This is a genomic window from Aquabacterium sp., from assembly GCF_029946005.1.
Taxonomy (GTDB): Bacteria; Pseudomonadota; Gammaproteobacteria; order Burkholderiales; family Burkholderiaceae_C; genus Aquabacterium.
In genome coordinates this window covers 60269-84668 of sequence record NZ_JAQSDR010000027.1, presented here as the reverse complement: position 1 = coordinate 84668, position 24400 = coordinate 60269, and the positions used below count along the sequence as shown (strand labels likewise).

At 61.7% G+C, this 24400-nt stretch carries 31 protein-coding genes and 1 pseudogene; 5 read left to right on the top strand and 27 right to left on the bottom strand.

Annotation, left to right across the window (positions count from 1 at the left end; genetic code table 11):
* Positions 1-18 precede the first annotated feature (18 nt).
* The gene (edd, locus tag PSV38_RS13645; RefSeq protein ID WP_300548288.1) at positions 19-1875 is read left to right on the top strand and encodes a phosphogluconate dehydratase; all 1857 of its coding nucleotides are present in this window, start codon (positions 19-21) and stop codon (positions 1873-1875) included.
* Positions 1872-2519, top strand: coding sequence for a bifunctional 4-hydroxy-2-oxoglutarate aldolase/2-dehydro-3-deoxy-phosphogluconate aldolase (gene eda / locus PSV38_RS13640; protein WP_300548287.1), 648 nt, complete (start codon positions 1872-1874; stop codon positions 2517-2519). The genes edd and eda overlap by 4 nt, the downstream gene beginning before the upstream one ends.
* Before the next feature lie 7 nt (positions 2520-2526).
* Here the strand turns inward: eda and egtD are convergent, their stop codons facing one another.
* Both egtD and PSV38_RS13630 read right to left on the bottom strand, forming a co-directional pair.
* Positions 2527-3498, bottom strand: coding sequence for an L-histidine N(alpha)-methyltransferase (gene egtD, locus PSV38_RS13635; RefSeq protein ID WP_300548285.1), 972 nt, complete (start codon positions 3496-3498; stop codon positions 2527-2529).
* A 27-nt stretch (positions 3499-3525) separates the two neighbouring features.
* On the bottom strand, positions 3526-4863 hold the full coding sequence (locus PSV38_RS13630; RefSeq protein WP_300548283.1) for an SUMF1/EgtB/PvdO family nonheme iron enzyme: 1338 nt from the start codon (positions 4861-4863) through the stop codon (positions 3526-3528).
* 83 nt (positions 4864-4946) lie between these two features.
* On the opposite strand from PSV38_RS13630, the gene PSV38_RS13625 reads away from it, so the two are divergent.
* Positions 4947-5228 (top strand): DUF427 domain-containing protein, encoded by a 282-nt coding sequence (locus PSV38_RS13625; RefSeq protein WP_300548281.1) that lies wholly within the window; start codon positions 4947-4949, stop codon positions 5226-5228.
* A gap of 3 nt (positions 5229-5231) precedes the next feature.
* On the opposite strand, the gene PSV38_RS13620 is transcribed toward PSV38_RS13625, so the two are convergent.
* The 7 genes from PSV38_RS13620 to PSV38_RS13590 are packed head-to-tail and all read right to left on the bottom strand — an operon-like array spanning position 5232 to position 11547.
* Positions 5232-5828 carry a thioredoxin family protein gene (locus PSV38_RS13620; RefSeq protein WP_300548279.1) on the bottom strand — a complete coding sequence of 199 codons (597 nt, stop codon included), beginning with the start codon at positions 5826-5828 and terminating at the stop codon, positions 5232-5234.
* Positions 5829-5857: 29 nt separating this feature from the next.
* Positions 5858-6547: a phosphoglycolate phosphatase gene (gene gph, locus PSV38_RS13615; protein WP_300548277.1), complete on the bottom strand. Its 690-nt coding sequence runs from the start codon at positions 6545-6547 to the stop codon at positions 5858-5860.
* A 23-nt stretch (positions 6548-6570) separates the two neighbouring features.
* Positions 6571-7446, bottom strand: a complete 876-nt coding sequence (locus PSV38_RS13610; protein ID WP_300548276.1) for a phosphoribulokinase — start codon at positions 7444-7446, stop codon at positions 6571-6573.
* Between the two features lie 14 nt (positions 7447-7460).
* Positions 7461-8555 carry a class 1 fructose-bisphosphatase gene (locus PSV38_RS13605; RefSeq protein ID WP_300548274.1) on the bottom strand — a complete coding sequence of 365 codons (1095 nt, stop codon included), beginning with the start codon at positions 8553-8555 and terminating at the stop codon, positions 7461-7463.
* 54 nt (positions 8556-8609) lie between these two features.
* Positions 8610-9593, bottom strand: coding sequence for a CbbX protein (gene cbbX / locus PSV38_RS13600; RefSeq protein ID WP_300548272.1), 984 nt, complete (start codon positions 9591-9593; stop codon positions 8610-8612).
* A 2-nt stretch (positions 9594-9595) separates the two neighbouring features.
* Positions 9596-10039, bottom strand: a complete 444-nt coding sequence (locus tag PSV38_RS13595; protein ID WP_300548270.1) for a ribulose bisphosphate carboxylase small subunit — start codon at positions 10037-10039, stop codon at positions 9596-9598.
* A 23-nt stretch (positions 10040-10062) separates the two neighbouring features.
* Positions 10063-11547 (bottom strand): form I ribulose bisphosphate carboxylase large subunit, encoded by a 1485-nt coding sequence (locus tag PSV38_RS13590; protein WP_300548267.1) that lies wholly within the window; start codon positions 11545-11547, stop codon positions 10063-10065.
* Positions 11548-11668: 121 nt separating this feature from the next.
* Between PSV38_RS13590 and PSV38_RS13585 the strand changes: the two genes are divergently transcribed.
* Together PSV38_RS13585 and PSV38_RS13580 are read left to right on the top strand one after the other, a co-directional pair.
* Positions 11669-12610, top strand: coding sequence for a LysR family transcriptional regulator (locus PSV38_RS13585; protein WP_300548264.1), 942 nt, complete (start codon positions 11669-11671; stop codon positions 12608-12610).
* 52 nt (positions 12611-12662) lie between these two features.
* On the top strand, positions 12663-13847 hold the full coding sequence (locus tag PSV38_RS13580) for an acetyl-CoA C-acyltransferase family protein (protein WP_300548262.1): 1185 nt from the start codon (positions 12663-12665) through the stop codon (positions 13845-13847).
* A gap of 69 nt (positions 13848-13916) precedes the next feature.
* On the opposite strand, the gene PSV38_RS13575 is transcribed toward PSV38_RS13580, so the two are convergent.
* From PSV38_RS13575 to PSV38_RS13490, 18 genes and pseudogenes are all read right to left on the bottom strand, one after another.
* The gene (locus tag PSV38_RS13575) at positions 13917-14270 is read right to left on the bottom strand and encodes a TfoX/Sxy family protein (RefSeq protein WP_300548260.1); all 354 of its coding nucleotides are present in this window, start codon (positions 14268-14270) and stop codon (positions 13917-13919) included.
* Positions 14271-14279: 9 nt separating this feature from the next.
* Positions 14280-14807 carry a hypothetical protein gene (locus PSV38_RS13570; protein WP_300548257.1) on the bottom strand — a complete coding sequence of 176 codons (528 nt, stop codon included), beginning with the start codon at positions 14805-14807 and terminating at the stop codon, positions 14280-14282.
* A gap of 2 nt (positions 14808-14809) precedes the next feature.
* Positions 14810-15259, bottom strand: coding sequence for an SRPBCC family protein (locus PSV38_RS13565; RefSeq protein WP_300548255.1), 450 nt, complete (start codon positions 15257-15259; stop codon positions 14810-14812).
* Positions 15260-15356: 97 nt separating this feature from the next.
* Positions 15357-15776, bottom strand: a complete 420-nt coding sequence (locus tag PSV38_RS13560) for a hypothetical protein (RefSeq protein WP_300548252.1) — start codon at positions 15774-15776, stop codon at positions 15357-15359.
* Between the two features lie 5 nt (positions 15777-15781).
* A complete protein-coding gene (locus PSV38_RS13555; protein ID WP_300548250.1) occupies positions 15782-16105 on the bottom strand; it encodes a cupin domain-containing protein in 324 nt (107 codons plus the stop codon).
* On the bottom strand, positions 16105-17142 hold the full coding sequence (locus PSV38_RS13550) for a dienelactone hydrolase (RefSeq protein ID WP_300548248.1): 1038 nt from the start codon (positions 17140-17142) through the stop codon (positions 16105-16107). Before PSV38_RS13550 ends, PSV38_RS13555 begins: the two co-directional genes overlap by 1 nt.
* Positions 17139-17876 carry a hypothetical protein gene (locus tag PSV38_RS13545; protein ID WP_300548247.1) on the bottom strand — a complete coding sequence of 246 codons (738 nt, stop codon included), beginning with the start codon at positions 17874-17876 and terminating at the stop codon, positions 17139-17141. Before PSV38_RS13545 ends, PSV38_RS13550 begins: the two co-directional genes overlap by 4 nt.
* A 63-nt stretch (positions 17877-17939) precedes the next feature.
* Entirely contained in the window at positions 17940-18377 is a 438-nt protein-coding gene (locus PSV38_RS13540; RefSeq protein WP_300548245.1) for a hypothetical protein, read from the bottom strand.
* 236 nt (positions 18378-18613) lie between these two features.
* On the bottom strand, positions 18614-19186 hold the full coding sequence (lepB, locus tag PSV38_RS13530) for a signal peptidase I (protein ID WP_300548242.1): 573 nt from the start codon (positions 19184-19186) through the stop codon (positions 18614-18616).
* Positions 19144-20271, bottom strand: coding sequence for a hypothetical protein (locus PSV38_RS13525; RefSeq protein ID WP_300548239.1), 1128 nt, complete (start codon positions 20269-20271; stop codon positions 19144-19146). The genes lepB and PSV38_RS13525 overlap by 43 nt, the downstream gene beginning before the upstream one ends.
* Positions 20272-20333: 62 nt before the next feature.
* Positions 20334-20670 (bottom strand): annotated as a pseudogene (locus PSV38_RS13520) (tRNA-binding protein).
* A gap of 20 nt (positions 20671-20690) precedes the next feature.
* Positions 20691-20855: an excalibur calcium-binding domain-containing protein gene (locus PSV38_RS13515; protein WP_300548445.1), complete on the bottom strand. Its 165-nt coding sequence runs from the start codon at positions 20853-20855 to the stop codon at positions 20691-20693.
* A 1-nt stretch (position 20856) separates the two neighbouring features.
* On the bottom strand, positions 20857-21273 hold the full coding sequence (locus PSV38_RS13510; protein ID WP_300548237.1) for a cold shock domain-containing protein: 417 nt from the start codon (positions 21271-21273) through the stop codon (positions 20857-20859).
* A 6-nt stretch (positions 21274-21279) separates the two neighbouring features.
* Positions 21280-21681 (bottom strand): PaaI family thioesterase, encoded by a 402-nt coding sequence (locus tag PSV38_RS13505; protein WP_300548235.1) that lies wholly within the window; start codon positions 21679-21681, stop codon positions 21280-21282.
* Positions 21682-22120: 439 nt separating this feature from the next.
* Positions 22121-22345 carry a DUF2845 domain-containing protein gene (locus PSV38_RS20460; protein WP_366526660.1) on the bottom strand — a complete coding sequence of 75 codons (225 nt, stop codon included), beginning with the start codon at positions 22343-22345 and terminating at the stop codon, positions 22121-22123.
* A gap of 80 nt (positions 22346-22425) precedes the next feature.
* Complete coding sequence (locus tag PSV38_RS13500; protein ID WP_300548234.1) at positions 22426-22698, bottom strand: hypothetical protein; 273 nt, start codon at positions 22696-22698, stop codon at positions 22426-22428.
* Positions 22699-22859: 161 nt separating this feature from the next.
* Positions 22860-23432 carry a hypothetical protein gene (locus PSV38_RS13495; RefSeq protein ID WP_300548232.1) on the bottom strand — a complete coding sequence of 191 codons (573 nt, stop codon included), beginning with the start codon at positions 23430-23432 and terminating at the stop codon, positions 22860-22862.
* A 139-nt stretch (positions 23433-23571) separates the two neighbouring features.
* Positions 23572-24369 (bottom strand): hypothetical protein, encoded by a 798-nt coding sequence (locus PSV38_RS13490; protein ID WP_300548231.1) that lies wholly within the window; start codon positions 24367-24369, stop codon positions 23572-23574.
* Between the last annotated feature and the right edge of the window lie 31 nt (positions 24370-24400).

Genomic DNA, 24400 nt, shown 5'->3' with positions numbered 1-24400 from the left:
TATGCTTTCAGCACCCCGATGAAAACCTCTGATCAAGCCGTGAACACCCATCCCCAGCTTCTGGCCATCACCGAGCGAATCCGCCAGCGCAGTGCGATCACGCGTCAGCGTTATTTGCAAGGCATTGAAGACGCCGGAAAGTCCAACCAATCAGGGCGGGCGCAGTTGGGCTGTACGAACCTGGCCCATGGCTATGCCGCCGCCGAACCCGCCGACAAGATCTGGCTGCGCGAGCAGCGCAAGCCCAACATCGCCATCGTGTCGTCCTACAACGACATGCTGTCGGCGCACCAACCGCTGCAAGCGTTTCCTGAATGGATCAAGCAGGCCGCGCGCGAAGTCGGGGCCACCGCGCAGTTTGCCGGGGGCGTGCCCGCCATGTGCGATGGCGTGACGCAAGGCAGGCCCGGCATGGAGCTGTCCCTGTTCTCGCGTGATGTGATCGCCCTGTCCACCGCCGTGGCCTTGTCCCACAACATGTTCGACGCCGTGCTGTGCCTGGGCGTGTGCGACAAGATCGTGCCCGGCCTGTTGATTGGCGCCCTGAGCTTTGGCCACCTGCCCACCATCTTCGTGCCCGGCGGCCCCATGGGTTCGGGCTTGCCCAATACCGAAAAAGCCAAGGTGCGCCAGAAGTTCGCGGCGGGCGAGATCGGCAAAGAGGCCTTGCTGGAGGCCGAAGAAAAATCCTACCACTCGGCGGGCACCTGCACCTTCTACGGCACGGCCAACAGCAACCAGATGCTGATGGAGGTGATGGGCCTGCACTTGCCGGGCTCGGCCTTTGTCTCGCCCAACACGCCGTTGCGCGAAGCCCTGACACGCGAAGCCGCGCGCCGCGTGGCCAGCATCACGCACCTGGGTGGCAACCACATCCCGCTGGGCAAGGTCATCGATGAAGAAGCCATCGTCAACGGCATCGTTGGCCTGCTGTCCACGGGGGGCTCCACCAACCACACCCTGCACCTCGTGGCCATTGCCAGGGCGGCCGGTGTCATCATCGACTGGGATGACTTTGACGCCCTGTCCAACATCGTGCCGCTGCTGGCCCGCGTCTACCCGAATGGGTATGCCGACGTCAACGAGTTCCACATGGCAGGTGGCATGGCCTTTTTAATCCGTGAGCTGCTGGACGCCGGCTTGCTTCACCCCCAGGTGCTGACGGCCATGGGCCGGGGCTTGCACCACTACACGCAAACGCCCATGTTGCACAACGGGCAGCTCCATTGGCAAGCCGTGCCACCCGACAGCGGCAATGCAGCGGTGCTGGCACCCTTCGCAACGCCCTTTTCTCAAGATGGGGGCCTGAAGGTGCTGACGGGCAACCTGGGCCGATCGGTGATCAAGGTGTCCGCCGTCAAGCCAGAGCATCGCTTCATTGAAGCCCCCGCCGTGGTTTTTGACCAGCAGGAAGACCTGATCAAGGCCTACAAGCGCGGAGAGCTGGAACACAGCTTCGTGGCGGTGGTGCGCTTTCAAGGGCCGCGCGCCAATGGCATGCCCGAGCTTCATTCGCTCACGCCCACCCTGGCCAACCTGCAAGACAAGGGCTTTCATGTGGCCCTGGTCACCGACGGCCGCATGTCCGGTGCCTCGGGCAAGGTGCCTTCGGCCATCCACATCACGCCCGAAGTGCTGGCTGGTGGCCCCTTGGGCAAGGTGCGCGATGGCGACATCATCCGGCTGGATGCCGATGCGGGCACCTTGGCGGTCTTGGTCGATGAGGCAGAATGGGCAGGGCGTGAAGTCCCCGTGCATGATCTATCCGCCAACACCCATGGCAGCGGCCGCGAGCTGTTCAGCAGCTTCCGCCATGCCGTCACCGGCGCCGAGCAAGGCGCCATGTCTTTTGGTTTTGCCCCCATCCACCCATGAGCAATAAAAACCACATGCTGGCGGCCGTGATGCGCCTGAGTCCCGTGATCCCCGTGCTGGTGATCAACCGCACCGCCGATGCGGTGCCCATCGCCCGTGCTTTGCTCGCGGGCGGCTTGAAAGTTCTTGAAATCACCTTGCGCACCCCCAACGCGCTTGAAGTGATCGAGACCCTGGCCCGCGAAGTGCCCGAAGCCGTGATCGCCGCAGGCACCGTGACCACCGTCAAGCAGTGGGATGACGTGGCGCGCGCTGGGGCTCAATTTGCCGTCTCGCCAGGGCTGACGCCAGCCTTGGCCCAGTTCGCCCAGAAGGCGGCCATTCCACTGCTACCAGGGGTGGCCACGGCCAGCGAGTTGATGACCGCGATGGACGCGGGCTTCGAATGCTTCAAGTTTTTCCCGGCGCAGCAGGCCGGTGGCGTGGCCATGCTCAAGGCCTTGGCCGGGCCATTCGCCGACGCGCTGTTTTGCCCCACCGGCGGCATCACGGTCGAAACAGCCCCCGGCTTCCTGGCTCTGCCCAACGTGGCTTGCGTGGGCGGTTCATGGCTGGCCCCAGCCTCCGTGGTGGCGGCTGCCGACTGGTCGGCCATCGAGGTGCTGGCCCACGCCTCCAGCGGGTTGGGACGACTGACCTGCTAGGCCGCCATCAAGCAGCCACAAGCAATGTCTCGGCAAAGGGCCAGTCTTCGTCAAGCCATTGGCCAGCCGAGGTGAACCCCGCCCAGGCGCCCATCGCCAGCACATCGGCCGCCAGATACTTGCGGCTGATTTCAGTCCAAATGGTTTCGCCCGCTTGAAACTCAACCGTCAGACCAGCGCCCGGGATATGGACTGACTGCTGCACGCATGAACGGATGTGCATCTCGATGGCACTGGTGTCGACATTGAAGCGGGCCTCGTGCTGGAAGCGCCGCAAATCGAAGTTGGCCCCCAGCTCACTGTTCATGCGCACCAGCAGATTCAGGTTGAATGCTGCCGTGACCCCCAGGGGATCATCGTAAGCGTCGACCAAAGCCTGCTTGGGCTTGACCAAGTCCGTGCCTAGTAACAAGCCATCGCCCGGGCGCATCACTTTGCGGACTTCAGCCAGGAATCGCTGAGCCTCCGGCCGAGGAAAATTGCCAATGGTGCTGCCCAGGAACAGCACGAGCATGGGTGCATCGCCCTGGCGCAAGGACACCATTTGCTGTAGCCCGGGCAGGTACTCACGCTCAATGCCCCGAACCTTGACGCCGACGATGTCACTCAAGGCCTGGCTGCATTGGGCCAGGGCCGTGGCCGAAATTTCAATCGGATAGTAAGTGCAAGGCTGCCGCTGCGCGCAAGCTTCCAGCACCCAGCGGGTCTTTCGACCATTGCCACTGCCCAACTCGACCACCGTGTCCACCCGGCCCAGCGCCGCCAACACATCGGGAACATGCTGTTTGATCAAGCGTTCATCGGCGCGGGTCAGGCCGTATTCAGGCAAATGCGTGATGACCTCGAACAAGGCCGATCCGACCGCGTCGTACAGGTACTTGGACGGCAAGGTCTTCTGGGGCGACTGCGTCAGGCCCCCATAGACATCGGTGGCGAACGCATCGGTCTGGGCGGCAGCGGATGTGGTGGGATGGGCCATGCCAGTCTTTCGTGGGTAGGGTGGAGATCAGGCCGCGCTGACGCAACGCAGGCCCGCGTAGACATGCTGATAATGCGGTTGAAACCAGTTTCGGAACGAGGGCCTGAGCATGCAGGCGGCAGTCCGGGGTGAGCCGCCCTTCAGGACGAAGTGCTGCCCATCGAAGAAGTCCTGGGAGTAGCCTGGGTAGAAGGGGAAGGCCTCGAAGCCATCGGCCGGCGCGAACACACTCGATGTCCACTCCCAGCCATTGCCAAACATCCCGGCCACGCCAAAGTCGCTGACTTGCTGCGCGGCCTGAACTGGCTCTGGGTCCCAGCGGCGGAAATCGGCATTGCACTGTCCGGCGCCAACCGAGGGCCGACAACCCACGGCGGCCCGCATCCACTGAGCTTCAGTCGGCAAGGCTTTGCCAGCCCAACGCGCATACGCGCTGGCCTCGGCATGGCTGATGTACACCGGCCAATCCAGGGGCAAAGGCAATTCATGGTGCATGGTGCGCAGCAACCAGCCATCATCCCGGTCGCAGCGCCAGAACACAGGCTGCCTGATGCCTTGGTTTTCTCGCCAGACCCAATCTCGGGGCGTCCAGAAATCGGCTCGCTCATACCCGCCATCGGCCATGAAGGCCAGGTACTGGCCATTGGTGACCATGTACTGGTCGATGGCAAAAGCGGGCACGTCGACCTCCTGCGCCGGGAACTCGTTGTCCCAGCCAAAGGCCTGCTCGTTGCTCCGACATTCACCCAAGACCACGCTGCCCGAGGGGATGTTGACCATGCTGGCGGGAGGCCTTGCCAAAACAGGCGCCACTGCGGGCATGGCCGCCTCTTCGCGCCAGGCGCCTAGCGGCAGACGATGCAGCATGTAGGCCAGTGTCTCGGCGTGCATCAGTCGGTGCTCAATGGCCACGTTCAGCAAGCAGGCAGCGTCAAAGTGGCGTTCGCCGCCGCTTGCCCACGGGCCCGGCGAGCTCATCGGCAAGGTGGTGATGAGTTCGTCCAGTGCTTCGCGAACCGATTGGCGGTAGGCATGGATGGCCAACAAATCGGGCCAGTCAGTCGGCACATCTTGCGGCAAACCGGTGCCCACGGGGTCAATCCCAAACGCGAATAACTGGTTGTAACCTGAGTTGACCGAGGCCACTACCGCCCGCCTGTGGGTCAACAGGTTCCAGTCAAAAGCTTCCAGGTGCCCCAGGTAGAAGATGATGCGGTGCCGCTCGGCAATGGGCCGTTGGTACAGCACCCCGGGTTGAAGGCTGTCGAACAAGGCATCGGTGATACCCCGGGCCTCATGCCAGCGTGCCAGAAGCTGTGGCCGAACGTCGGGGCGATCAAGGGCAATCGGTTCTTCGCGGTTCATGACAAATCAGCAGGCTCGGATGGAGCCCACGATAACCGAAGTACAGTTGCACAGTCGATGACAGGGGTCATCAGGAGCAAAACATGAAAGCCATCTGGAACGGCGTGATCGTCGCCGAAAGTGACGACATCGTGGTGGTTGAAGGCAACCATTACTTCCCCGAGAGCGCGCTCAAGCGCGAGTACGTGCTGTCCAGCAATCGACGTACCATGTGCTCGTGGAAGGGTGAGGCCAGCTACTACACCTTATTCGTGGATGGCAATGCCAACCAGGACGCAGTCTGGTTCTACCCCGACCCCAAGGAAGCCGCCCAAGAGATCAAGGGCCGCGTGGCCTTCATGCGCGGCGTCTCGATCGAAGAGTGAAGCTCAGGCGGCCAGGGCCTTCTTGCCTGAAGGTACCTCGACCGGCTCGGTCTCCCGCCATTTGATCGAGCACCCGATGCTGGGGTACTGGTCGCCAGGGCCATAGCCGTAGTAGGCGATCAGGCGCATGGCGTCGAACAACTCGCGAGGGGCGTCTTCAGGTGCGGGTTCGCGGCCCGAAGCGTCCAGGCGTCCACGGTAGTGCAGGCAGCCGCCGCCATCAAAGGCGTAAAAGTCAGGCGTGCAAACGGCACCATAGGCGCGCGCCACGTCTTGCGTGTCGTCATGAAGGTAGTGGAAAGGGAAATCCATATCGGCAGCGATGCGCTGCATGTTCTCAAAGCTGTCGTCCGGGTAGGTGGACTCGTCGTTCGAGTTGATGGCGATGGTGTTGACGCCCAATGGCAGCAACTCGCGGGCATCGCGGATGATGCGCGGCAACACGGCCTTCACATAGGGGCAGTGGTTGCAGATGAAGATGACCAGCGTGCCATGGCGGCCAGACAACTCCTTGAGCGTGTGCATCTTGCCGTCCACCCCCCTCAGGCGAAAGGGTGCAGCGTGCCAGCCAAGGTCAGCAATGGGGGTCGTCACAGCCATGAATATCTCCTTAACTCGTCGGTTGACAATTAAGCGGCCATGCGCAGATTGAGCACATGGTCAGCGATTCGGGCGATGTCGGTGAACACGCCGTCAGGATGGGAATCTTCAATGGGTTGTCCGCCGTTATAACCGTAGGGAACGGCCCAGGCAGCCACGCCAGCACGCTGAGCGGTCTCCACGTCAATTGAGGAGTCGCCCACATGCGCTGTGTGTGATTTATCCACATTCAGCGCTTCAAGGCAATACTCAATCACCAATGGATGGGGTTTTTTTTCTGCCAGGCTGTCCCCGCCCAGGACGATCTGAAAGAAGGGGGCGAGGCCGGTCACCTCCAGCACCTTGTGAGCAAAGCGCACTTCTTTGTTGGTGACGCAGGCCAAACGCACCCCAGCGGTGCGCAGGCGCTCCAGGCCTTCCAGGCAACCCGGGTACAACTGGCTGTCGGTGCCGGTGGTGTCGTTGTAGTGCCGCTCAAAACAGTGCATGACGGCTTCGACGTCCAGGGTGTCCACCAGGGACTCACCCGCTTGCTTGGCCTGCTTGAGCAAGCCCTTCATCAGCTCGCGCGTGCCGTGGCCGATCAGCTTGGTGACATCGCCCAAAGGGCGCCGTGGCAAACCGATTTCGGCCAACGTGCGGTTGGCCGCCTCGGCGATCTCGGCTGCGGTGTCCACCATGGTGCCGTCCAGGTCGAAGGTGATGAGTTGAATGGTCATTTTTGGGGCGTGCACAAGCACGGTTAACGCATCTGCGCGCGGCGGATTTCCATCAGGCGCAGGATCATGGGGGTGAGGATGAGCTGCATGGCCAGGTCCATCTTGCCGCCAGGCACCACGATGGTGTTGGCGCGTGACATGAAGGAGTCGCCGATCATGGACAGCAGGTAGGGGAAGTCGATGCCACGCGGGTTGCGGAAGCGGATCACCGTCATGCTCTCACCAGCGGTAGGCACATCGCGGGCAATGAAGGGGTTGGAGGTGTCGACCACCGGCACGCGCTGGAAGTTGATGTCGGTTTCGCCAAATTGGGGGCACACGTAGTGCACGTAATCGTGCATGCGGCGCAGGATGGTGTCGGACACGGCCTCTTTGCTGTAGCCGCGAAATTTGGTGTCGCGGTGGATCTTTTGGATCCACTCCAGGTTGATGATGGGCACCACGCCGATCTTCAGGTCAACGTGGCGCACCAGGTCAACCTCGTCGGTCTTGACACAGCCGTGCAGGCCTTCGTAGAACAGCACGTCAGTATCGACAGGGGTGTCCGACCAGGGCGTGAAAGTGCCGGGTTCTTGCTGATAGGGCACGGCTTCGGCTTCGTTGTGCAGGTAGTAGCGGGTTTGGCAGCGGCCGGTTTCGCCATAGGCCTGGTACTGCTTGCCCAGCATCTCCCACTCGTTGGCCTTGGGGCCAAAGTGGCTCAGGGCAACGCCTTCGCGCTCGTACTCGGCCACCCTCACCTTCATCTCTGTGCGCGAGTAGCGGTGAAACGCGTCGCCTTCAATCACGGCCGGGGTGATCCCCTCGCGCCGAAAGATGGTGTCAAAGGTGCTTTTGACTGTGCTGGTGCCAGCGCCGCTGGAGCCGGTCACCACGATGATGGGGTGTTTGCGAGACATGTCGAATCACCCGATCAGGCTTGAGGTTGAACGAACAGCGAGCGCGTCTTGAACAACTGCCACGACACGTTTTCGTGCGGATCGGCGTGGTAACTGACGATGCGGTCGACCTCTTCCTTCGAACCCAGGATGACAGGCACGCGTTGGTGCAAGGTGTCGGGCACAACCTCCAGCAGATCGTGCGTGCCATTGACGGCACGACCACCGGCCTGCTCCACCAGCAAGGCCATGGGGGCGGCTTCGTACATGTGGCGCAAGCGGCCTGCCTTGCGCGGTTCGCGCTCATCGCGCGGGTACATGAACACACCACCGCGCGTCATGATGCGGTGCACCTCGGCGACCATGCTGGCCACCCAGCGCATGTTGAAGTCCTTGTGGCGCGGGCCGGATTCACCGGCGATGCATTCGGCCACGTAGCGTTGCACGGGCTTTTCCCAGAAGCGCTGGTTGGACGCGTTGATGGCGAACTCGCGCGTGGTCACGGGGATGCGCACCTCGGACTGGGTCAGCACCCAACGGGCCGGGCCATCGCCGTGCAGGGTGGTGCGGTCGAGGGTGAACATCTGCACGCCCTGGCGACAGGTCAACACCATCACCGTGCACGGGCCATACAGCACATAACCGGCGGCCACTTGCTGTTGCCCGGGTTGCAGAAAGCCCATTTCACCTGGGGTGGTGCCGCGGTAAGGATGCGGCAGCACCGAGAAGATCGTGCCCACCGAGATGTTGGCTTCGATGTTGGACGAACCATCCAGCGGATCAAACACCACCAGGTAGCGCCCCTGGTTGCCATGCTCGTCGGACACGAAAGGCATCTCGTGCTCTTCACTGGCCCAACCGGCCACGTGCGGGCAAGCGGCCATCGCCGCCGACAGCACATCGTCGGCCATCACGTCCAGCTTCTTCTGGTCTTCACCTTGCGAGTTGCTGGACGACGCCAGGCCATGGGCCCCCGCCAAAGCACCCTGCGCCGCAACCTCGCTGATGGCCGCGCAAGCCTGCGCGATGGTCAGCAAGGTTTCGCTCAAAGCCTGGGCCACATCGGGCGGCATGCCCGACAGGTTCAAGGCCAAGGCTTCGGTCAGTTCCACAACTGGCGTGGTGTTCATGGTGGGGGTTCTCTGTGAGTTGTTATGTGGGGGCTCGAACGAAAGATCGTTCGATCAAGTCGTGGGCACGGCGAACAGGCGGCTGGATCGGATGTCGGCCACTTCGATGGTGGTCAAGTCATCGCGGGTCAGCACGCGGTTGCGGTCTTCGAACAGGCGGCTGGCCTGGCGCAGGCGGGCGCGGTCCAGGGCATTGCGAACGCTGCGGGCGTTGGCAAAGTGGGGTTGTTCCAGGCGGCGGCCCAGGTAGTCGTCGAAGGCTTCACGCGCGCCTTCGCCAAAGGTGTAGTGTTGCTGGCCCAGCATCTTGTCAGCGATGCTGAGCAGCTCGGGCGTGGCGTAGTCGGGAAAGTCCAGGTGGTGCGCAATGCGGGATGACATGCCCGGGTTGCTCTGGAAGAAGTTGTCCATGCGGTCCTTGTAGCCCGCCAGGATCACGACCAGGTCGTCGCGCTGGTTCTCCATCACCTGCAGCAGGATCTCGATGGCCTCCTGCCCGTAGTCGCGCTCGTTCTCGGGTTTGTAGAGGTAGTAGGCCTCGTCGATGAAGAGCACGCCACCCATGGCCTTCTTGAGCACTTCCTTGGTCTTGGGCGCCGTGTGGCCGATGTACTGGCCGACCAGGTCGTCACGCGTCACGGCCACGAGGTGGCCTTTGCGCACATAACCGAGGCGGTGCAGGATTTCGGCCATGCGCAAGGCCACCGTGGTCTTGCCCGTGCCAGGGTTGCCCGTGAAGCACATGTGCAACGACGGGCTCTGCGCCGACAGGCCGAAGCCTGCGCGCAGCTTGTCGATCACCAGCAGGGCCGCGATGTCGCGGATGCGGGTCTTGACCGGGGCCAGGCCCACGAGGTCGCGCTCCAGCTCGTCCATCACATCATCGATGCGGCTTTGGGCCAGCACCTCGGCCACGGTGCGTGGCACAGGGGCCTGGATGGCTTCAGAGCTGACGGCCGCCACAGGTGTTGCAGCCACGGTCTCTTCAGCCGCAGCACGGGCCGTGCTGCCAGGGATGGTGTAGAGCGGCGCGTTCATGGTCAGTCGCTGTAGCGCTCGCCTTCGGGCTCACCAAGCGCATAGGCGCTCATGGTGTAGCGCACCGAGCGGCCATCGACTTCATGGCGCTCCAGGCGGAAGCCAGGTTCCTTCTTGGGGCGGTTGACGATGAAGCTCATGGCGATGGTCTCAACGCCACGGGTGGAGTCAAAGGCCATCAGCCGGATGTAGTGGCCACGCCCGAAGGTGTCGCGGCAGGCCTTCAGTTCGGTCATGACGCCAGCGGCATCCTTCAGGTCGAACATGGGGTTGCCGTACATCTCCCAGTAGGTGTTGCGGGGGTGTGGATCGTCGGTGTATTCCACGCTCCAGGCGTAGCCCTTGCGCAGGCCGTATTCGATCTGCAGCGCGATCTCTTCGTCGGTCAAATCGGGCAGGAAGCTGAACTGGCCTTGCGTGAGGCGGCCGGTGGGGTTGGTCATCATGGTGTGGTTCTCCTTGCCCAGCTTTAGTTGGAAACGCCAGGCGTCACGGCGTAGTCGGACGTGTCGGTCGAGGCGTAGTTGAAGGTGATGTCACCCCAGGTGTCGAGCGCCTGCTTGAGGGGGGTGCAGAACTGCGCGGCCTTGCGCAGGATGTCCGGACCTTCGCCCAGAAGGTCGCGGCCTTCGTTGCGCGCCTTGACGATGCATTCCAACGCCACGCGGTTGGCAACCGCGCCAGCCTGGATGCCTGCGGGGTGGCCGATGGTGCCGCCGCCGAACTGCAAAACCACGTCATCACCGAACAGGTGGATCAGCTGGTGCATCTGGCCGGCATGGATGCCGCCCGAAGCAACTGGCATGACCTTCTTCATGTCGGCCCAGTCCTGGTCGAAGAACAGGCCGCGCGGCAGGTCGGTGTGGGTGTAGCTGTCGCGGCAGACGTTGTAGTAGCCCTGCACGGTCATCGGATCGCCTTCCAGCTTGCCCACGGCGGTGCCGGTGTGCAGGTGGTCGCAACCGGCCAGGCGCAGCCACTTGGCGATCACACGGAAGCTGACGCCGTGGTTCTTCTGGCGCGTGTAGGTGCCATGGCCGGCACGGTGCATGTGCAGGATCATGTCGTTCTTGCGGCACCAGTTGGACATGGACTGGATGGCCGTGTAGCCGATCACCAGGTCAACCATGACGATGACCGAGCCCAGGTTCTTGGCGAACTCGGCGCGCTCGTACATGTCTTCCATGGTGGCGGCCGTCACGTTCAGGTAGCTGCCCTTGACCTCGCCGGTGGCGGCGCTGGCTTTGTTCACGGCGTCCATCACGAAGAGGAAGCGGTCACGCCAATGCATGAAGGGTTGCGAGTTGATGTTCTCGTCGTCCTTCATGAAATCGAGGCCGCCCTTCAGACCTTCATAGACCACACGGCCATAGTTGCGGCCCGACAGGCCCAGCTTGGGCTTGGTGGTGGCGCCCAGCAGCGGGCGGCCGAACTTGTCCAGGCGTTCGCGCTCGACGACCAGGCCGGTCGGTGGGCCCTTGAAGGTCTTCACGTAAGCCACGGGCAGGCGGATGTCTTCCAGGCGCGCGGCCTTTAGCGGCTTGAAGCTGAACACGTTGCCGATCAGGCTGGCGGTCAGGTTAGCGATGGAGCCTTCTTCGAACAGGATCAGGTCGTAGGCCACGTAGGCGAAGTACTGGCCCGGGTTGTTGGGCACAGGCTCGACCTTGTAGGCCTTGGCACGGTAGCTGTCGCAGGCGGTCAGGCGGTCGGTCCACACCACGGTCCAGGTGGCGGTGGACGACTCACCGGCCACGGCAGCGGCGGCCTCGATGGCGTCAACGCCTTCTTGAGGGGTGATGCGGAACAGACAGAGAACGTCGGTGTCCTTGGGTTGGTAGTCCGAATCCCAGTAACCCATCTGGCGGTACTTGAGCACGCCAGCGCTGTAGCGCTTTTTCTGGTCGGTGATCTGATCGGCGTTCACGACGCCGGCTTCCACTGGTTTGTTCATGTTGAATCCTCTGTGGGAATGGAGAAAAAGCGAAAAAACGAAAGGGGTTGAACTCAATGTATGACCCACCTCAAATAAGGTAAATTCAGTTATTCTTTGAATTCACTTAAGGAATTGCTTAATGAGAAGCGTGACTTTTAGGCAATTAAGGGTCTTCACGGAGGTCGCCAGGCAGCTCAGCTTCAGCCGTGCGGCCGAGGTTTTGCACCTCTCGCCCCCTGCGGTGACCATGCAGGTCAAGGAGCTGGAAGGCCATGTCGGCATGCCCCTGTTTGAGCGCCAGGGCCGCAACATCCAGCTGACCATGGGGGGCGAGTACTTCCTGGTCTACGCCAAACGTTTGCTTTCAACTTTGAAGGATGCGGACAACGTCATGGCCCGGTTCAAGGGGGTGCAGACGGGGGTGTTAACCATTGGTCTGATCAGCACGGCGGGTTATTTCCTGCCGCAGTTGCTGGCGCGATTTCGCGCTGAACATCCTGGGGTCGACGTCAAACTGGACGTGACCCGCGACATCACCAAGCTGATGGCGCGCATGCACAGCAATGAAATCGACTTGGCGGTGATGGGCCGCCCACCCAAGGAATACGCCATGCGCGCCGAGCCTTTTGCGGGCCATGCCATGGTGTTCGTTTGCCCGCCTGGACACCCCTTGCTGGGGGTGGGGCACCCGCCGCTCAATACGCTGATGAACCACCCGATCATCGCGCGCGAGGTGGGCTCCGAGGTTCGCGAGGTGCTGGACGCCTATTTGAAGCACCACCAGATGGCGCCGCGCATCGGCATGGAGATCGCCAGCAACGAAACCATCAAGGCGGCGGTCACAGCAGGATTGGGCATCGGCTTTTTGTCGCTGCACGCGGTAGCACCAGAGTTGCGAAACGGCCTGCTGCACTTGGTGGACTTTGAAGGCACGCCCCTGAGGCGCACCTGGAACATCGTGCACGAGGTGTCGAAGGTGCTTTCGCCCGCCGCCGAGGCCTTTCGCTACTTCGTGCTGGAACACGCGGAAAAAATCATGGGCGCGCAGGATTCGACCTCGCCAGCGCCCGACGCGGCATAATCTGACAATCGCTTCGATCACATCCCACCCACCTCTCTTGAAGGAAAACACCATGACTCGTGAAGTCGTTTTTGTGGGCGCCGCCCGCACCGCCATCGGCACCTTTGGTGGCTCGCTCAAGGACGTGCCCCCGGCCGATCTGGGCGCGCTGGTCATCAAGACCGCGATGGAACGTGCTGGCGTGCAGCCCAAGGACGTGGGCCACGTGGTGCTAGGTCATGTGATCCCCACCGTGCCGCAAGACGCCTACATCAGCCGCGTGGCCGCGCTGAACGCCGGCGTGCCGCAAGAAACCCCCGCTTTCAACGTGAACCGCCTGTGCGGCTCGGGTCTGCAGGCCATCGTGTCGGCCGCCCAGTCCATCTTGCTGGGTGACTGCGACGTGGCCATTGGCGCTGGTGCTGAATCCATGAGCCGTGGCGCTTACCTGGTCACCAGCAACCGCTGGGGCGCGCGCATGGGCGACGTCAAGATGCTGGACTTCGTGCTGGGTGCGCTGCAGGACCCGCGCATGCACATCCACATGGGCATCACCGCGGAAAACGTGGCCGCTCGCTACGACATCACCCGCGAGCAGCAAGACGCCTATGCGGTGCAGTCGCAGCAACGCGCTGCCAACGCACAGGCCGCCGGTTACTTCAAGGAACAGATCGTTCCCGTCGAGATCAAGACCCGCAAGGGCGTGGTGCTGTTCGACACCGACGAAGGCGTCAAGGCCGACACCACCGTCGACGCGCTGGGCAAAATGAAACCCGCCTTCAAGAAGGAAGAAGGCACGGTCACCGCCGGCAACGCCTCCACCTTGAACGACGGCGCGGGTGCCGTGGTGATGGCCTCGGCCGAGAAGGCCAAGCAACTGGGTCTCAAGCCCCTGGCCCGCCTGGTGTCCTATGGCCACGCCGGTGTCGAGCCCGAGTACATGGGCATCGGCCCCGTGCCCGCCTCCAAGGCTGCGCTGGCCAAGGCCGGCCTGACCGTGGCCGACCTGGACGTGATCGAGTCCAATGAAGCCTTCGCCGCCCAGGCCTGCGCCGTGTCCAAGGAAATGGGCTTCCCCAACGAGAAGACCAATCCCAATGGCTCAGGCATCTCGCTGGGCCACCCCGTGGGCGCCACCGGTGCCATCCTGGTGACCAAGGCTTTGTACGAGCTGCAACGCATCAAGGGCCGCTATGCCCTGATCACGATGTGCATTGGCGGCGGCCAAGGCATTGCGATGATCATCGAGCGCATCTGATGACGGCGCTTTGACTCGCTGAAGTCATGCTTTGAAAAGCCCGAGTGCGCCCCGCCCCTCGGGCTTTTCTCATGGGGCCTTGGCTTTTTTGGGGGTTTTGCGCTTGACGGCTTTGGGCTTGGGCAATGGCAAGGCATCGGCTGTGGCCTGGAACACGCGCTGCAACAGGTATTGATCGTCGATCTCGTCGCCAAGGCGAAAGTACATTTTGGCGCCTGGATAAGGTGGGTGCTCGGACACGGTGCCCAGCACGGCCTTGCCTTCGGCCGTGGGTTTGACGAACAGGTGGTTGTCGCACACGAACGCGATGACCTTGCCGTCCAGGTAGAGGGCGTACTCGCCGAACATTTTCTTGTGCGAGAGGCGGCCGCCCAGGTTCGATTGCTCGCAGATGTAGTCGACGAAGCTTTGGTCGGTAGCCATGGACTTGCCTCAGGGTGATGGTGGGCGCAGCAAGCGCGATTGCGCTGACCGCAAGAGTGCTTCAGAGTAGTAGCGATGAAAGCCCTTGAGCGCGTGGAACTCCAGGCCGTAGCGCGTTTCGCCAGAGCTTCGATCCACCTTGGGCAAGAAGGCGGAGCCAAAATACAAGCGCGTTCCCCCGGGATGGGCGACGTCATCCGCGTCGCTCATCAACCACGACCGGGTGCGTCCCAGGAAATCGCAAAGCAGCAACTGGTTCTTGCTTCGCCCCTCCACGCTCCAGGCCGCAAAGGATTGGGTGTCTCCGGCCGCCAATTGCCTGGCCTGTTGGTCTGTCGAGGGCTTTGAAACGAGGGTCGACAGGATGAAGCGCTCAAGCTTGAACAAGGGGGTGGTATAGAACGCTTCGACAAACTCGGCGTGAGACACGGCACGCGGCACGTCCACGCAAAAGCAGTCCGTGTACACGCCTTGCTGCTGGTAAGAAGCCAGCAGCGCATTCGCGGGCAGAAGGCCTGGCCTGACGGCACCCATCATGGTCAGCCAGGGATCTCGGGCTCGACCAACTGGATGAGCAAGGCCAGCGATTCTTGCCACCCCAGGTAGCAACCCTCGGCGGGGATGATGGCGGGAATGCCTTCTTGCACCACGCTCATCTCGGTGCCGCAAGACACGGCCTTCAGCGTGACCGTGGTCTGCATCTCGCCGGGCAAGTTCGGGTCGTCGAACACGGCGGTGTAACGCAGGCGCTCGTTGGGCACGAGCTCCAGGTACTTGCCGCCAAATGAGTGGCTGTTGCCCGAGCTGAAATTGGTGAACGACATCTTGTAGCCGCCGCCCACCTTGGCATCCATCTCGTGGACCTTGCCAGTGAAGCCATGCGGAGGCAACCACTTGGCCATGGCATTGGCATCCAGGAAGGCGCGGTAGAGGCGTTCGGGCGTGGCGCGAATGACGCGGTGCAGACGGACGGTGTTGGTGGTGGACATGGTCAATCACTCCTGAAATCTGAAAGCGAGGACGGCCCTCTTAAGCACGACGAAGAAGCTTGCTCGAAATCGACATGACTCGCTCGCGCCCAAACCATCATGACGCCTGAGCCTTGCGCAGCTTCTGGTATTCGAAGGTCCCGATCGCGCCCTGAGCGTAGTAATACAAAAAGACCACCGACAGGAAGCCGCCGCTGAATTTTCCCGTCTCGGCCACGATCACGATCTTGGACACAATGAAATACCCGAGCATGGCCACGGCACAGACCCGGCTGCGGCGATGGATGCCGAAAGTCAGCCCAAGGATGAGAACAACGTCGATCATCTGCCAAGGCGTGAAACCTGCCAGGCTGGTGCCATTCATGGCGATCACCGTGAAAACCAGGGTGACGGCGGCAGACAGGAGCCCGGCGAACACCGCGTTCTTGATCTTCTTGAGCACCTTGTCTGGCACCACCGGCTCCGCGGGCTTGAGTTGAACGTCGGCGAGCGGTGGGGAATAGGGATTCTCTGTCATGGGCCCTAAAGGGTAGATGGGTGAAGGTGCACAGCAAGCCACAGGGCCCCGTCCGAAGTGCGCTCAACGGTGTGCGACACGCCGGCCGGCAGGAACAGGTGATCGCCCGCCTTGAGTGACACGGACTCGCCAGCCACAGTCACCATGGCCTCGCCTTGAAGCAGCAGCACCCACTCGTCCTGCGTCTGAACATAGGTTTGCGGCGTGATGCTGGAGGAGCTGACGATCCGCTCCACGTGCAGGTTCTTGTGGCGCAGGATGGTGTCAAACCGCTCGCCATCGGCCGGTGGCCTTACGTCGGCGAAAAGGTTGTCAACGGGCGCGACCATCACCTTGCCACTTCCAGGTTCTTGATGAGAAAACCCACAATCAGGTCATTCACTGTGCGGGTGGTCTGCGCCCTGTTAAAGCCCGGCGGATCAGAGATCAAATCCTCCGCCAGGCCACTCAGATTGTGCGGCAAAGGCGACAGCAGCGCGCCATGGCCTGCATTTTCCAAGTGCACCAATGACTCGCAACTCCTGCAGGCTTTCAAGACGGCATCGCTGTGAAACTTCGGGATCAACCAACGGTCCTTCTGGACTGAGATGATGCCCAGCTTCACCTTGGGATGGCTCAAGGACGCCAGATCAAAGTCCGCCGCAAGCGGCACCCCGGCCACCACCGCCTTGATGCGCGGATCACTGTGCTCGTACCAGGTCTCGTCCGAGAACCTCAAGCCGATGACCCAACTTGCCACGGCCACCTTCATCCCGTCGAGCGGACCGTTGGTCAATCGGGTGATGAGGCCCACGCAAGTCTGGAAGTCCTCGACCATGTTGGCCTGGCAATGCTGCTTGAACCTGGCCGGAGACCAACGTCCACCCGCCAGTGAGAGCGCCGTGTGCCCACCGGCCGACATGCCATACATGCCCACGCGGTCGAACTGAAGCAACGGCGAGAATGTCGGGTTCTTGGACACGGCATCAATGGCCTTGGACACCTCCAGCGGCCGACGCTTCCAACTGGCCGGCCCAGGCTCCCAGCCATTCTTGTCGTTGTCCTGGTAGTGTTCGGGCAGGGCCACGACAAACCCGGCCCTCACCAATGCCCGGGCAATGTCCAAGTACACCCAGGGCGATGCCGACGAGCCGTGCGAAATGACAACCAAGGCCCCATTGCCTTTGATGGGCGCGGCATCGACCGCCACCCGCAAGGAAACCTCACCACGCTTGACATCCTGCTCTGCGGCATCGGTGGGGAAGAAAACCGTGACAGGGCCGGCCGCTTCAGATTCCGGCCACTCCACCAGGCCCACCTCGGCGTTCGACGCGAGGCAAACGGCGTGGAGCAAGAAAGCTGTAATGACCCGGCGCATTTTCTTCATAGATTGGCCTTGGACTTGATTGCAGGCATGCCGTGCCCCACATAGCGTGCGGCTTTGACAAAGACCCGGTCGATCGCGCGAAGGGCCACGTCGTTGTAGTGGCGCCCGGCTGGGCTTTGCAGAAAGTCGACGTAGCGATCAAAGGTCTCGTCATTGACGCTTTCGTACGTGCTCGCCGACAAGGCCAGCATCATCCCCTCAAAGCTCTCCTGCAGCTTTGGTCGCGGCTGTTCCAGCGCCGCGCGCATCGCCTTGACTTGCGGTTTCTGCCCGGCCGACGACACCTTGGCCAAGCCCTCTTGCATCCCGATGGCCGTGTTGATGATGATGTCAACGCTGGCCTCTGCCGCACGGGTGGCAACCGTGAAGCGCTTCAACAACGCCAGCCTGTCAGCCGTGGCGCTTGAAAGCACCATCGCGCCAGCTTGCACCCGGGCCTGGGGATCGGCCATGACGCCCAGGCAGGCAGAGCACAGGTGCAGGGGCGAGTAAGCGGCGGCGAACGCCTGGCCGAGGCTCTTCAACTCGTCCGGTGAAATCTTCGCGGCCGACCTTTCCGCGGTGGCGGCCAGACCCACCTCCATTTGCGGTCCGATGGAGCCCAGCTGCTCGCACAGGCCGGACTTTCGCATCAGCCCTTCGGCCACGGACTTGGCCACCTGAGACATGGCCGCGCCATGTAAACCCAGCAATGCCAGACAGAACGCGAACGCGCGAACAGTCTTTGAAACCATCAATCTAACTCCCTGCAATGAACGACATGGTCTCGGCATTGTTCACCAAGACCCGCGCAAAAATCACTTCACCCCAGGCGCCAAGGGAATCTGCAGATCAGACAACCAGTAGCTGAGCCAGAACAGTGCCGACAGCACGAGGGGCGCGGCCATCGTGATCGATGCAAAGAAGGCCCAGAAGATATTCCACCCTGGCTTGAGCGCCTCTGAACGGGTGTAGAGATCATGCTGGTAGACGTACAGCAGGCAGGCGATGCGCCCTTCGGCCAAGGTGAACATGAGCGACAACACCAGGCCGCTGATGCCCAGAAGTGCCCTGAACTGCGGATAGTCCCTGAAGAAAACCTGGCCGCCTGCGGAAAATGGAAAGCTGATCAGCGCACCCAAGATCGCCGAGAACACGGTGAACATGGCAAATCGCATGTTCCCGTAGTGGGTCACGAGCTGGACCACTTCCGACGCGGTCAGCTCGGTTGATTGATCGGCATTGCTCATGTTCATTGCCCAAGACCTGGGGCGCGATGGACGACAACCTTGTCCCACAGGTTTTTGCGCTTCTCGGGGCTGTCTGCCATGGGGGGCTCCTTCACGCGATGGCGTGACCGTCAAAGTATGCCCTGCTCCAGGCGGGGACGCCACCGGCCCTTGATGTCGGCAGAGACCAGCACGTGGGGTGCGCACGGCCCACCAGCAGGTGCCGGGGCACGAAGCCGAAATAGCGCGAGTCGGCGCAGTTGTCACGGGGCCAAGGCGGTGCCATTGACGTACAGCACCTTGGCCCGCATGGCCACGGTGTCGCCAGGCAGCCCGACCAGGCGTTTGATGAGCCGGGTGCCATCCTGCGGCGACATGAACACGATCACGTCACCCCGTTGCGGGTCGCCGGTCTTCAGCAAAGACACGTCGCTGGTGTCCCACCCCGCCTTCGACGCAACGCAGGAATGGAACTGAGGGCGGACGGAGGGCGCTTCGTCCAAGGTGCCCAGTCGCAGGTGGACCATGCCGCGCTGCGGCTTGGCTGCGTACAGACTGGCGCCACACTGGCTGCAAAAGGCCAGCACGGTGCTCTCGGTCTTGGTGTACTGCTTGACCGCGTCAAGCCCCGAGGTGAAGCGGAACTCATCGCTCGGGATGCCTGCCATGGCGGACGATGCCGAGCCCGCGAAGCGACGGCAATCCGAGCAATGGCAAAAGCCTGAGTACTTGAAGTTGTCGTTGACCTCGTAGCGCACCGCGCCGCACAGGCACCTTCCTGTCAGCTTCTTTTCTATGCTTTGCTGCGCCCAAAGCAGCGAAATTTTGCAGAGCACCCCAATACCGTCAAGCCAAAAAACATCAAAAAGAGCGCACCGGGTTCCGGCACGGACGGGGTGATCAAAACCCCTCGGCTTTGAAGTGTCCTTGCATTGAATGCATTGGCAACGATGACACCTGCGTCATTGATGTCGCTCGCCCCTTGAATCTCCCACCCCTCCGCCTGCGATCCAGCGTCGAGCAGGGTGTTGAGGTCGAACATCGTTGCGCCGTCCCAGAGGACCGCGTGGTGGCTCAAGCCGCCCAGTTGGCTGCCGCCCACAATGATTCCGGCGTTGTTGATCGCACTGGCCCAGCTAGTGTTTTCCGAGGCCCCAAGCGCACCAAGGTCTTTGATTTTGCCGTTGTCCCACAAAGTGGCGTGCAACCCCGGGGTGCCTGACATCTCTGCCCAACCCACCACTTGCCCGGCGTCATTGATCCCATAGGCGTAGCTTTGCTGACCGCCCAATGTGCCCAGGTCAATGACGGTCGAATCGCGCCATAGAGTGGCATGGCCAATGCCATCGGCGGTGTACGAATAGCCGGCTGCCTGACCGCTCGCGTTGATTGCCCGGGCCTCACTGACGCCGCCTCCCGGCAGTGTTCCGAGGTCGATGACCGCGCCTTGGCTCCAGACCACCGCGTGATACGCCTCGAAATTGGCGGTGTATGCCCCGCCTGCCACCTGACCCGCATTGTTGATCGCAAGCCCTTCGCTTTTTGCCCCCCCGATAGTGCCCAGGTCGCTTGGCTGTTTATTGTTCCAAAGTACTGCGTGCGAGTGCTGATCGATACTTGTGTCAGAGATGCCTGAAACCTGCCCAAGGTCGTTGATGGCCGTGGCCCTCCTGCTGGAACCGCCCAAGGTGCCAAGGTCTGACGTGGTAGTCAAATCCCAAAGCACAGCATGTTGTTCACCACCACTGGTGATGATCCATCCAACGGCCTGCCCCAGGTTGTTGATGCCCGTCACTGCACTTCTACTGCCGCCCAGGGTGTCGAGAAAAGAAACGGCGTAGTTGCCCGCTGCCATGGCGGACGCGCTGCAAAGCAAAGAAGCCGCAGAAATTAATGCCGCCTTATACGAACTGGTGTTCATTGGAGATCCCCTGTGATTGAATTTTTGAATGCGCTTAGAAATTGTAGGGCCTGTTCTGAAAATCACAGAAGCTTCGTGCCCAACGGCACGGGCTTGTCGGGCACGCACAGCGCCACCTCACCATGCTCGTTGTGGAAGCCGGTGACCAGGCACTCGGACATCAGTGGGCCGATCTGCTTCTTGGGGAAGTTAACGACCGCCACCACCAGCTTGCCCACCAGTTCATCGGGCGCGTAGAGGCTGGTGATCTGGGCGCTCGACTTCTTGATGCCAGTTCGAGGCCGAAATCGACGTACAGCTTGTAGACAGGCTTGCGCGCTTCAGGAAATGCGTCGGCACTGACGATGCGGCCGACGCGCAACTGACCGTGGTGAAGTCGTTCCAGGTGATTTCTTCCATGGGCGCGTGCTCAACGGAGGTCAATTGAAGGAAGAGCGTCGGCAAAATTGCTCCTCACACGGTACGCCGTCATGGTTGCCGTCCATCTCCGTCGCTGGACAATGGTTGATGAACCAAGTCGCTTCCTTGCAGGACGTCATCTGCGAACAATGCGTGCGGCCGTCGCAATGAAAGCTGCCTGGGATTTCAGATTGGATGACGGTAGTGGGCTGGCGAAGCCTGCCGCAGTGGCGTGGCCGTTAGCTCCTGGCGATGCGCGTGGCCTTGGTAGCGCTTGAACCCAAAGGCTGCCAGAACCATCACGAGCACCACCGCCACCACGGAACTCAGGCGACTGGTGTGGCGGTGCGGCCTGCCGGAGCCAGCCGGTTTGGTCGACGGCCTCTGCGTGCCGATAGCTTGGCGCACAACCCGAACCGCCTGGGGCCTTCCATCACGGCCCTCGTCGAACTCATAGGTCAGAGATTCACCAATAGTGGGGCGTGAGCCATCGCGGGGGAAGGCGCTGATGTGGACGAACAACTCACGCCCGCCCTGCGTGGGGGCGATGAAGCCAAAGCCTTTGTCATCGTGCCAGGAGCGCAGGGTGCCTGTCTGTTGCATGAGCTCTCAAGTGCTCACGGCGAACACCGCACTTGCACGAGCAATGCGCTCCGTACCGACGTGGACGAAGCCATTGGCGAAGGCCAGGCGTGCGCCCTTCTTCTGGATGTCCACCGTGGTCTCAATCCAGTCGCCGATTTTGGCGCTGCCAGTGAAATCGAGCGTGAGGCTGGCGGTGACCAGGGGGATGGGCGGGTCGGCGGAGAAGGCGGTGGCATAACCCAGTGCCACGTCAGCCAGGGTGGCCAGGATGCCCCCGTGGATGGTGCCCCGGGCGTTGCAATGCTTGGCCTCAACGCGCAGGCCGAGGACCAGCTCGGCGCCTTGGCCTTTGGCATGGATCGGGCCGATCAGGTCGAGCACGGGGCTGGTGCGGGCCAAGGGACTGAAGTCCGGGGGGATGTCCATGGGCCAACTCGCAGGGGTGACGTTGATGGGATGGGGCCAGCGGTTTGTTTTGGGCGGGCAGACCACGGGGCGCGTGCAAGAGGAAGTTTACCTACAGGCAGCACAGTGGCGGCGGCGGTGTCACGCGCGCCCTGCGGGGTATGGCGGCAGGCCATCGGCCAGCTGGTATCCCAGTCCGCTTTGGAGGCAACATAGGAGTGGAACTGCGGGCGCAGGGATGGGGCTTCATCCAAGGTGCCCAGGCGGAGGTGGATCATGCCGCGCTGAGTCTTGGCCGCCCCACCGTGAAGCGGAACTCATCGCCCGGGATGCCCGCCCGAGAAGCGTCTGCAGTCAGCGCAGTGGCAGAAGCCTGAGTACTTGAAGTTGTCGTTCACCTCGTAGCGCACGGCCGCAGAGGCATTGGCCTGAGAGTTTTCTCATGGAGTAATGCCGGTATTTATTTGATCCGTTCTCCGTATTTTATTGAAATAAGAACACCGGATGCAAACCTGAGCGTTGTCATGAACTGGCCAACTCCAGGGTTGTAAGTCCATTCATCAACCGACTCGCATGCCGCATTGATGATGGTGGTTGATCGTGCTGAAGGCGTTGAAACCTGAGAATCTGGTTTCTTGCAAAAAAAACCCTTGAACACAGGCTCACCGCATTTGGAGACGGCCAACGGCAAGGGAAGAGGCCATGCATGCGACGAGCGCAACCAGCCTAATACTTGGTGAGTACATTTTTTGGCTTTCGAGAGGGTTAGACAACGGGCGCCAGGTTGCGGCGCGCTTGTGCTTCATAGCGCTCTCTGAAGTGTTTGGTGCTGTAGATGTACTGGCGGGCCAAAAATGACTTCAAGACGGCCTTGCGCTTGATGTTGGACACAAAGCCCGGCACCCAACTGTACTCAGCGCGAACCTGCCGATCGTACTCGGCGAAGCGCTCGGGGGCCGCGCCGAGAATGGCCAAGTCGATGTCAACCAGTAGCGGCTGGTCAGGCTCTGATGCCTCTGCATCGTGTTTGGTGGCCATGATCAGTTGCCGCACTCGATCAAGTGTTGGAGCGAGTGGTAATGCCTTTGGGGCTCTTGGTATGCCGCTACCAGCTGGCCATGCAGGCCTGATGGCGATTGCAGGCCCAAATCAAACCAAGCTCGCGTCCAGGATCTTTGAAGATCGCTCATTTGCGAGTGCTACTTCGCCCCACCAAGGTCCATGAAGATGTTCGAGGCGATGGAGTCGACCTGTTGAGGTGTCATCTTCGCGAAGATGCCGCCCCAAGCGCTAGACGACGTGTTGTACCGCTGCTCGCCAAACGCAACGCCATCGCGAAGACTGGAGAACTTCACCTTGGCATCAATGAACGCGTTTCCTGTCATGGCACCAAAGAAGATTCGGGCACCGATGCCAACAATGCGGTAGTCGGTGATGTCCGCAAGGAGGATCGTTCCATCTTCGCCAGTCGGGCTAGGCGCAGCATCGGAAAAGCTATATGCGACTGAAGCGTCACTGGCGTGCTCAGCGAATGTCTCCCGCCACTCGCGCTTGAATTCGCCCCAGTCCTTGGACTCGATGATGGCCTTGGGCCCGGTCAGCGCAAGAACGACCTTGCGCTTCGCGGCGGCTGGCACAGCAACCGCAGCCGTGATCCGAGGCGTATTAGCTGTGTCCACCGCCTGCGTGCGGTCTGTACTCGTTGGCGAAGAGGCGCAGCCTGTGATCAGGAGCGAGGCTGCAAGTGATGAAGCAAAGAGGATTCGTTTCATGAAGCGGTTCTTTTGGATGTTGGAGGTGATGGGACGGATATTGTTAGCCTAACGAAAGCCAAGGCGCGTTTGAAGTCAGAGACACACACCATCACGTGAGAAAACATGAATGGCTTTTTTCACAAGATTCCTTTTTAGATCAGGGCTTTGTGGCAGCAGCCTCGTCAGGCAGGGCCGAGGGAACCACCAGCACCACCTTGGCCGACATGTCCTGCAGCGCGCTCTGGAACTTCGCGTCCTTCGACAGGGGGTGGTGCACGATCTTGCCCACGTCCATGTTGATCAGGCCTGCCACGATCAGCCCTCCGAGAGCGCCCCCGACAGCCCCGGCACCAGCGGCCTGCCCGTAGCTCACTGAGCTGTTCGACGAGACAGATCGGCCGACCAGGCCGCCCGCCGTGCCACCGATCAGCCCCCCGGTGGCAAAAGCCACGGCGCTGACACCCTTGGCGTCAGGATCCTTGACCAATTGCGCGGTCTGACAGCTGGCCGCTTCGGGCAGTGGAACCACGGCGGCTTCCTGGGTCGAGAAATAAGTGTAGAGGTGTGCTGGCGTGCCTGGCGTCTTGGGAATCCAGATGCCGCCATCGAAGACCCTGGGCATCAAAGGCGCGGGCGGCGCATCTGCCTTGACTGCCGCTGGCGCGATGTGGATACCGCCAGGGGGCGCCCGGTAGTAGGTGCCTTCGGCGTTCTCTCGCTCTGCAACGTACGGGCCCTGCGCCAACTTGGTCACCCAAGGGATATCAAGCAGGCCCCTGACCTCGTGGGCCTCGACAATTTGGGGCACCTCGAAGCAGCTGAGTTTCGCCGGCCGGCTCAGGTCCTCGGGCTTGACCATCGTTGCGCAGCCACCAAGCATGAGCGTGGCCAGGGACATGCCCAGGCAACAGCTTCGCTTCAATGCGGCCTGAACAGGCCATCGTCCATGCTTCATCAGAATTCCTCCCTGACGGGGCGCCATCCTG

Coding starts and splice junctions, on each gene's coding strand:
- PSV38_RS13625 (WP_300548281.1), top strand. CDS start 4,947: ATGAAAGCCATCTGGAACGGCGTGATCGTCGCCGAAAGTGACGACATC.
- gph (WP_300548277.1), bottom strand. CDS start 6,547: ATGACCATTCAACTCATCACCTTCGACCTGGACGGCACCATGGTGGAC.
- PSV38_RS13555 (WP_300548250.1), bottom strand. CDS start 16,105: ATGGTCGCGCCCGTTGACAACCTTTTCGCCGACGTAAGGCCACCGGCC.
- PSV38_RS13550 (WP_300548248.1), bottom strand. CDS start 17,142: ATGAAGAAAATGCGCCGGGTCATTACAGCTTTCTTGCTCCACGCCGTT.
- PSV38_RS13630 (WP_300548283.1), bottom strand. CDS start 4,863: ATGAACCGCGAAGAACCGATTGCCCTTGATCGCCCCGACGTTCGGCCA.
- PSV38_RS13545 (WP_300548247.1), bottom strand. CDS start 17,876: ATGGTTTCAAAGACTGTTCGCGCGTTCGCGTTCTGTCTGGCATTGCTG.
- PSV38_RS13585 (WP_300548264.1), top strand. CDS start 11,669: ATGAGAAGCGTGACTTTTAGGCAATTAAGGGTCTTCACGGAGGTCGCC.
- PSV38_RS13580 (WP_300548262.1), top strand. CDS start 12,663: ATGACTCGTGAAGTCGTTTTTGTGGGCGCCGCCCGCACCGCCATCGGC.
- eda (WP_300548287.1), top strand. CDS start 1,872: ATGAGCAATAAAAACCACATGCTGGCGGCCGTGATGCGCCTGAGTCCC.
- egtD (WP_300548285.1), bottom strand. CDS start 3,498: ATGGCCCATCCCACCACATCCGCTGCCGCCCAGACCGATGCGTTCGCC.
- PSV38_RS13620 (WP_300548279.1), bottom strand. CDS start 5,828: ATGGCTGTGACGACCCCCATTGCTGACCTTGGCTGGCACGCTGCACCC.
- PSV38_RS13570 (WP_300548257.1), bottom strand. CDS start 14,807: ATGATGGGTGCCGTCAGGCCAGGCCTTCTGCCCGCGAATGCGCTGCTG.
- PSV38_RS13610 (WP_300548276.1), bottom strand. CDS start 7,446: ATGTCTCGCAAACACCCCATCATCGTGGTGACCGGCTCCAGCGGCGCT.
- PSV38_RS13510 (WP_300548237.1), bottom strand. CDS start 21,273: ATGCAACAGACAGGCACCCTGCGCTCCTGGCACGATGACAAAGGCTTT.
- PSV38_RS13500 (WP_300548234.1), bottom strand. CDS start 22,698: ATGGCCACCAAACACGATGCAGAGGCATCAGAGCCTGACCAGCCGCTA.
- PSV38_RS13495 (WP_300548232.1), bottom strand. CDS start 23,432: ATGAAACGAATCCTCTTTGCTTCATCACTTGCAGCCTCGCTCCTGATC.
- PSV38_RS13590 (WP_300548267.1), bottom strand. CDS start 11,547: ATGAACAAACCAGTGGAAGCCGGCGTCGTGAACGCCGATCAGATCACC.
- PSV38_RS13490 (WP_300548231.1), bottom strand. CDS start 24,369: ATGAAGCATGGACGATGGCCTGTTCAGGCCGCATTGAAGCGAAGCTGT.
- edd (WP_300548288.1), top strand. CDS start 19: ATGAAAACCTCTGATCAAGCCGTGAACACCCATCCCCAGCTTCTGGCC.
- PSV38_RS13575 (WP_300548260.1), bottom strand. CDS start 14,270: ATGGCTACCGACCAAAGCTTCGTCGACTACATCTGCGAGCAATCGAAC.
- cbbX (WP_300548272.1), bottom strand. CDS start 9,593: ATGAACGCGCCGCTCTACACCATCCCTGGCAGCACGGCCCGTGCTGCG.
- PSV38_RS13560 (WP_300548252.1), bottom strand. CDS start 15,776: ATGACAGAGAATCCCTATTCCCCACCGCTCGCCGACGTTCAACTCAAG.
- PSV38_RS13540 (WP_300548245.1), bottom strand. CDS start 18,377: ATGAACATGAGCAATGCCGATCAATCAACCGAGCTGACCGCGTCGGAA.
- PSV38_RS13605 (WP_300548274.1), bottom strand. CDS start 8,555: ATGAACACCACGCCAGTTGTGGAACTGACCGAAGCCTTGGCCTTGAAC.
- PSV38_RS13595 (WP_300548270.1), bottom strand. CDS start 10,039: ATGATGACCAACCCCACCGGCCGCCTCACGCAAGGCCAGTTCAGCTTC.
- PSV38_RS13565 (WP_300548255.1), bottom strand. CDS start 15,259: ATGTCCACCACCAACACCGTCCGTCTGCACCGCGTCATTCGCGCCACG.
- PSV38_RS13505 (WP_300548235.1), bottom strand. CDS start 21,681: ATGGACATCCCCCCGGACTTCAGTCCCTTGGCCCGCACCAGCCCCGTG.
- PSV38_RS13525 (WP_300548239.1), bottom strand. CDS start 20,271: ATGAACACCAGTTCGTATAAGGCGGCATTAATTTCTGCGGCTTCTTTG.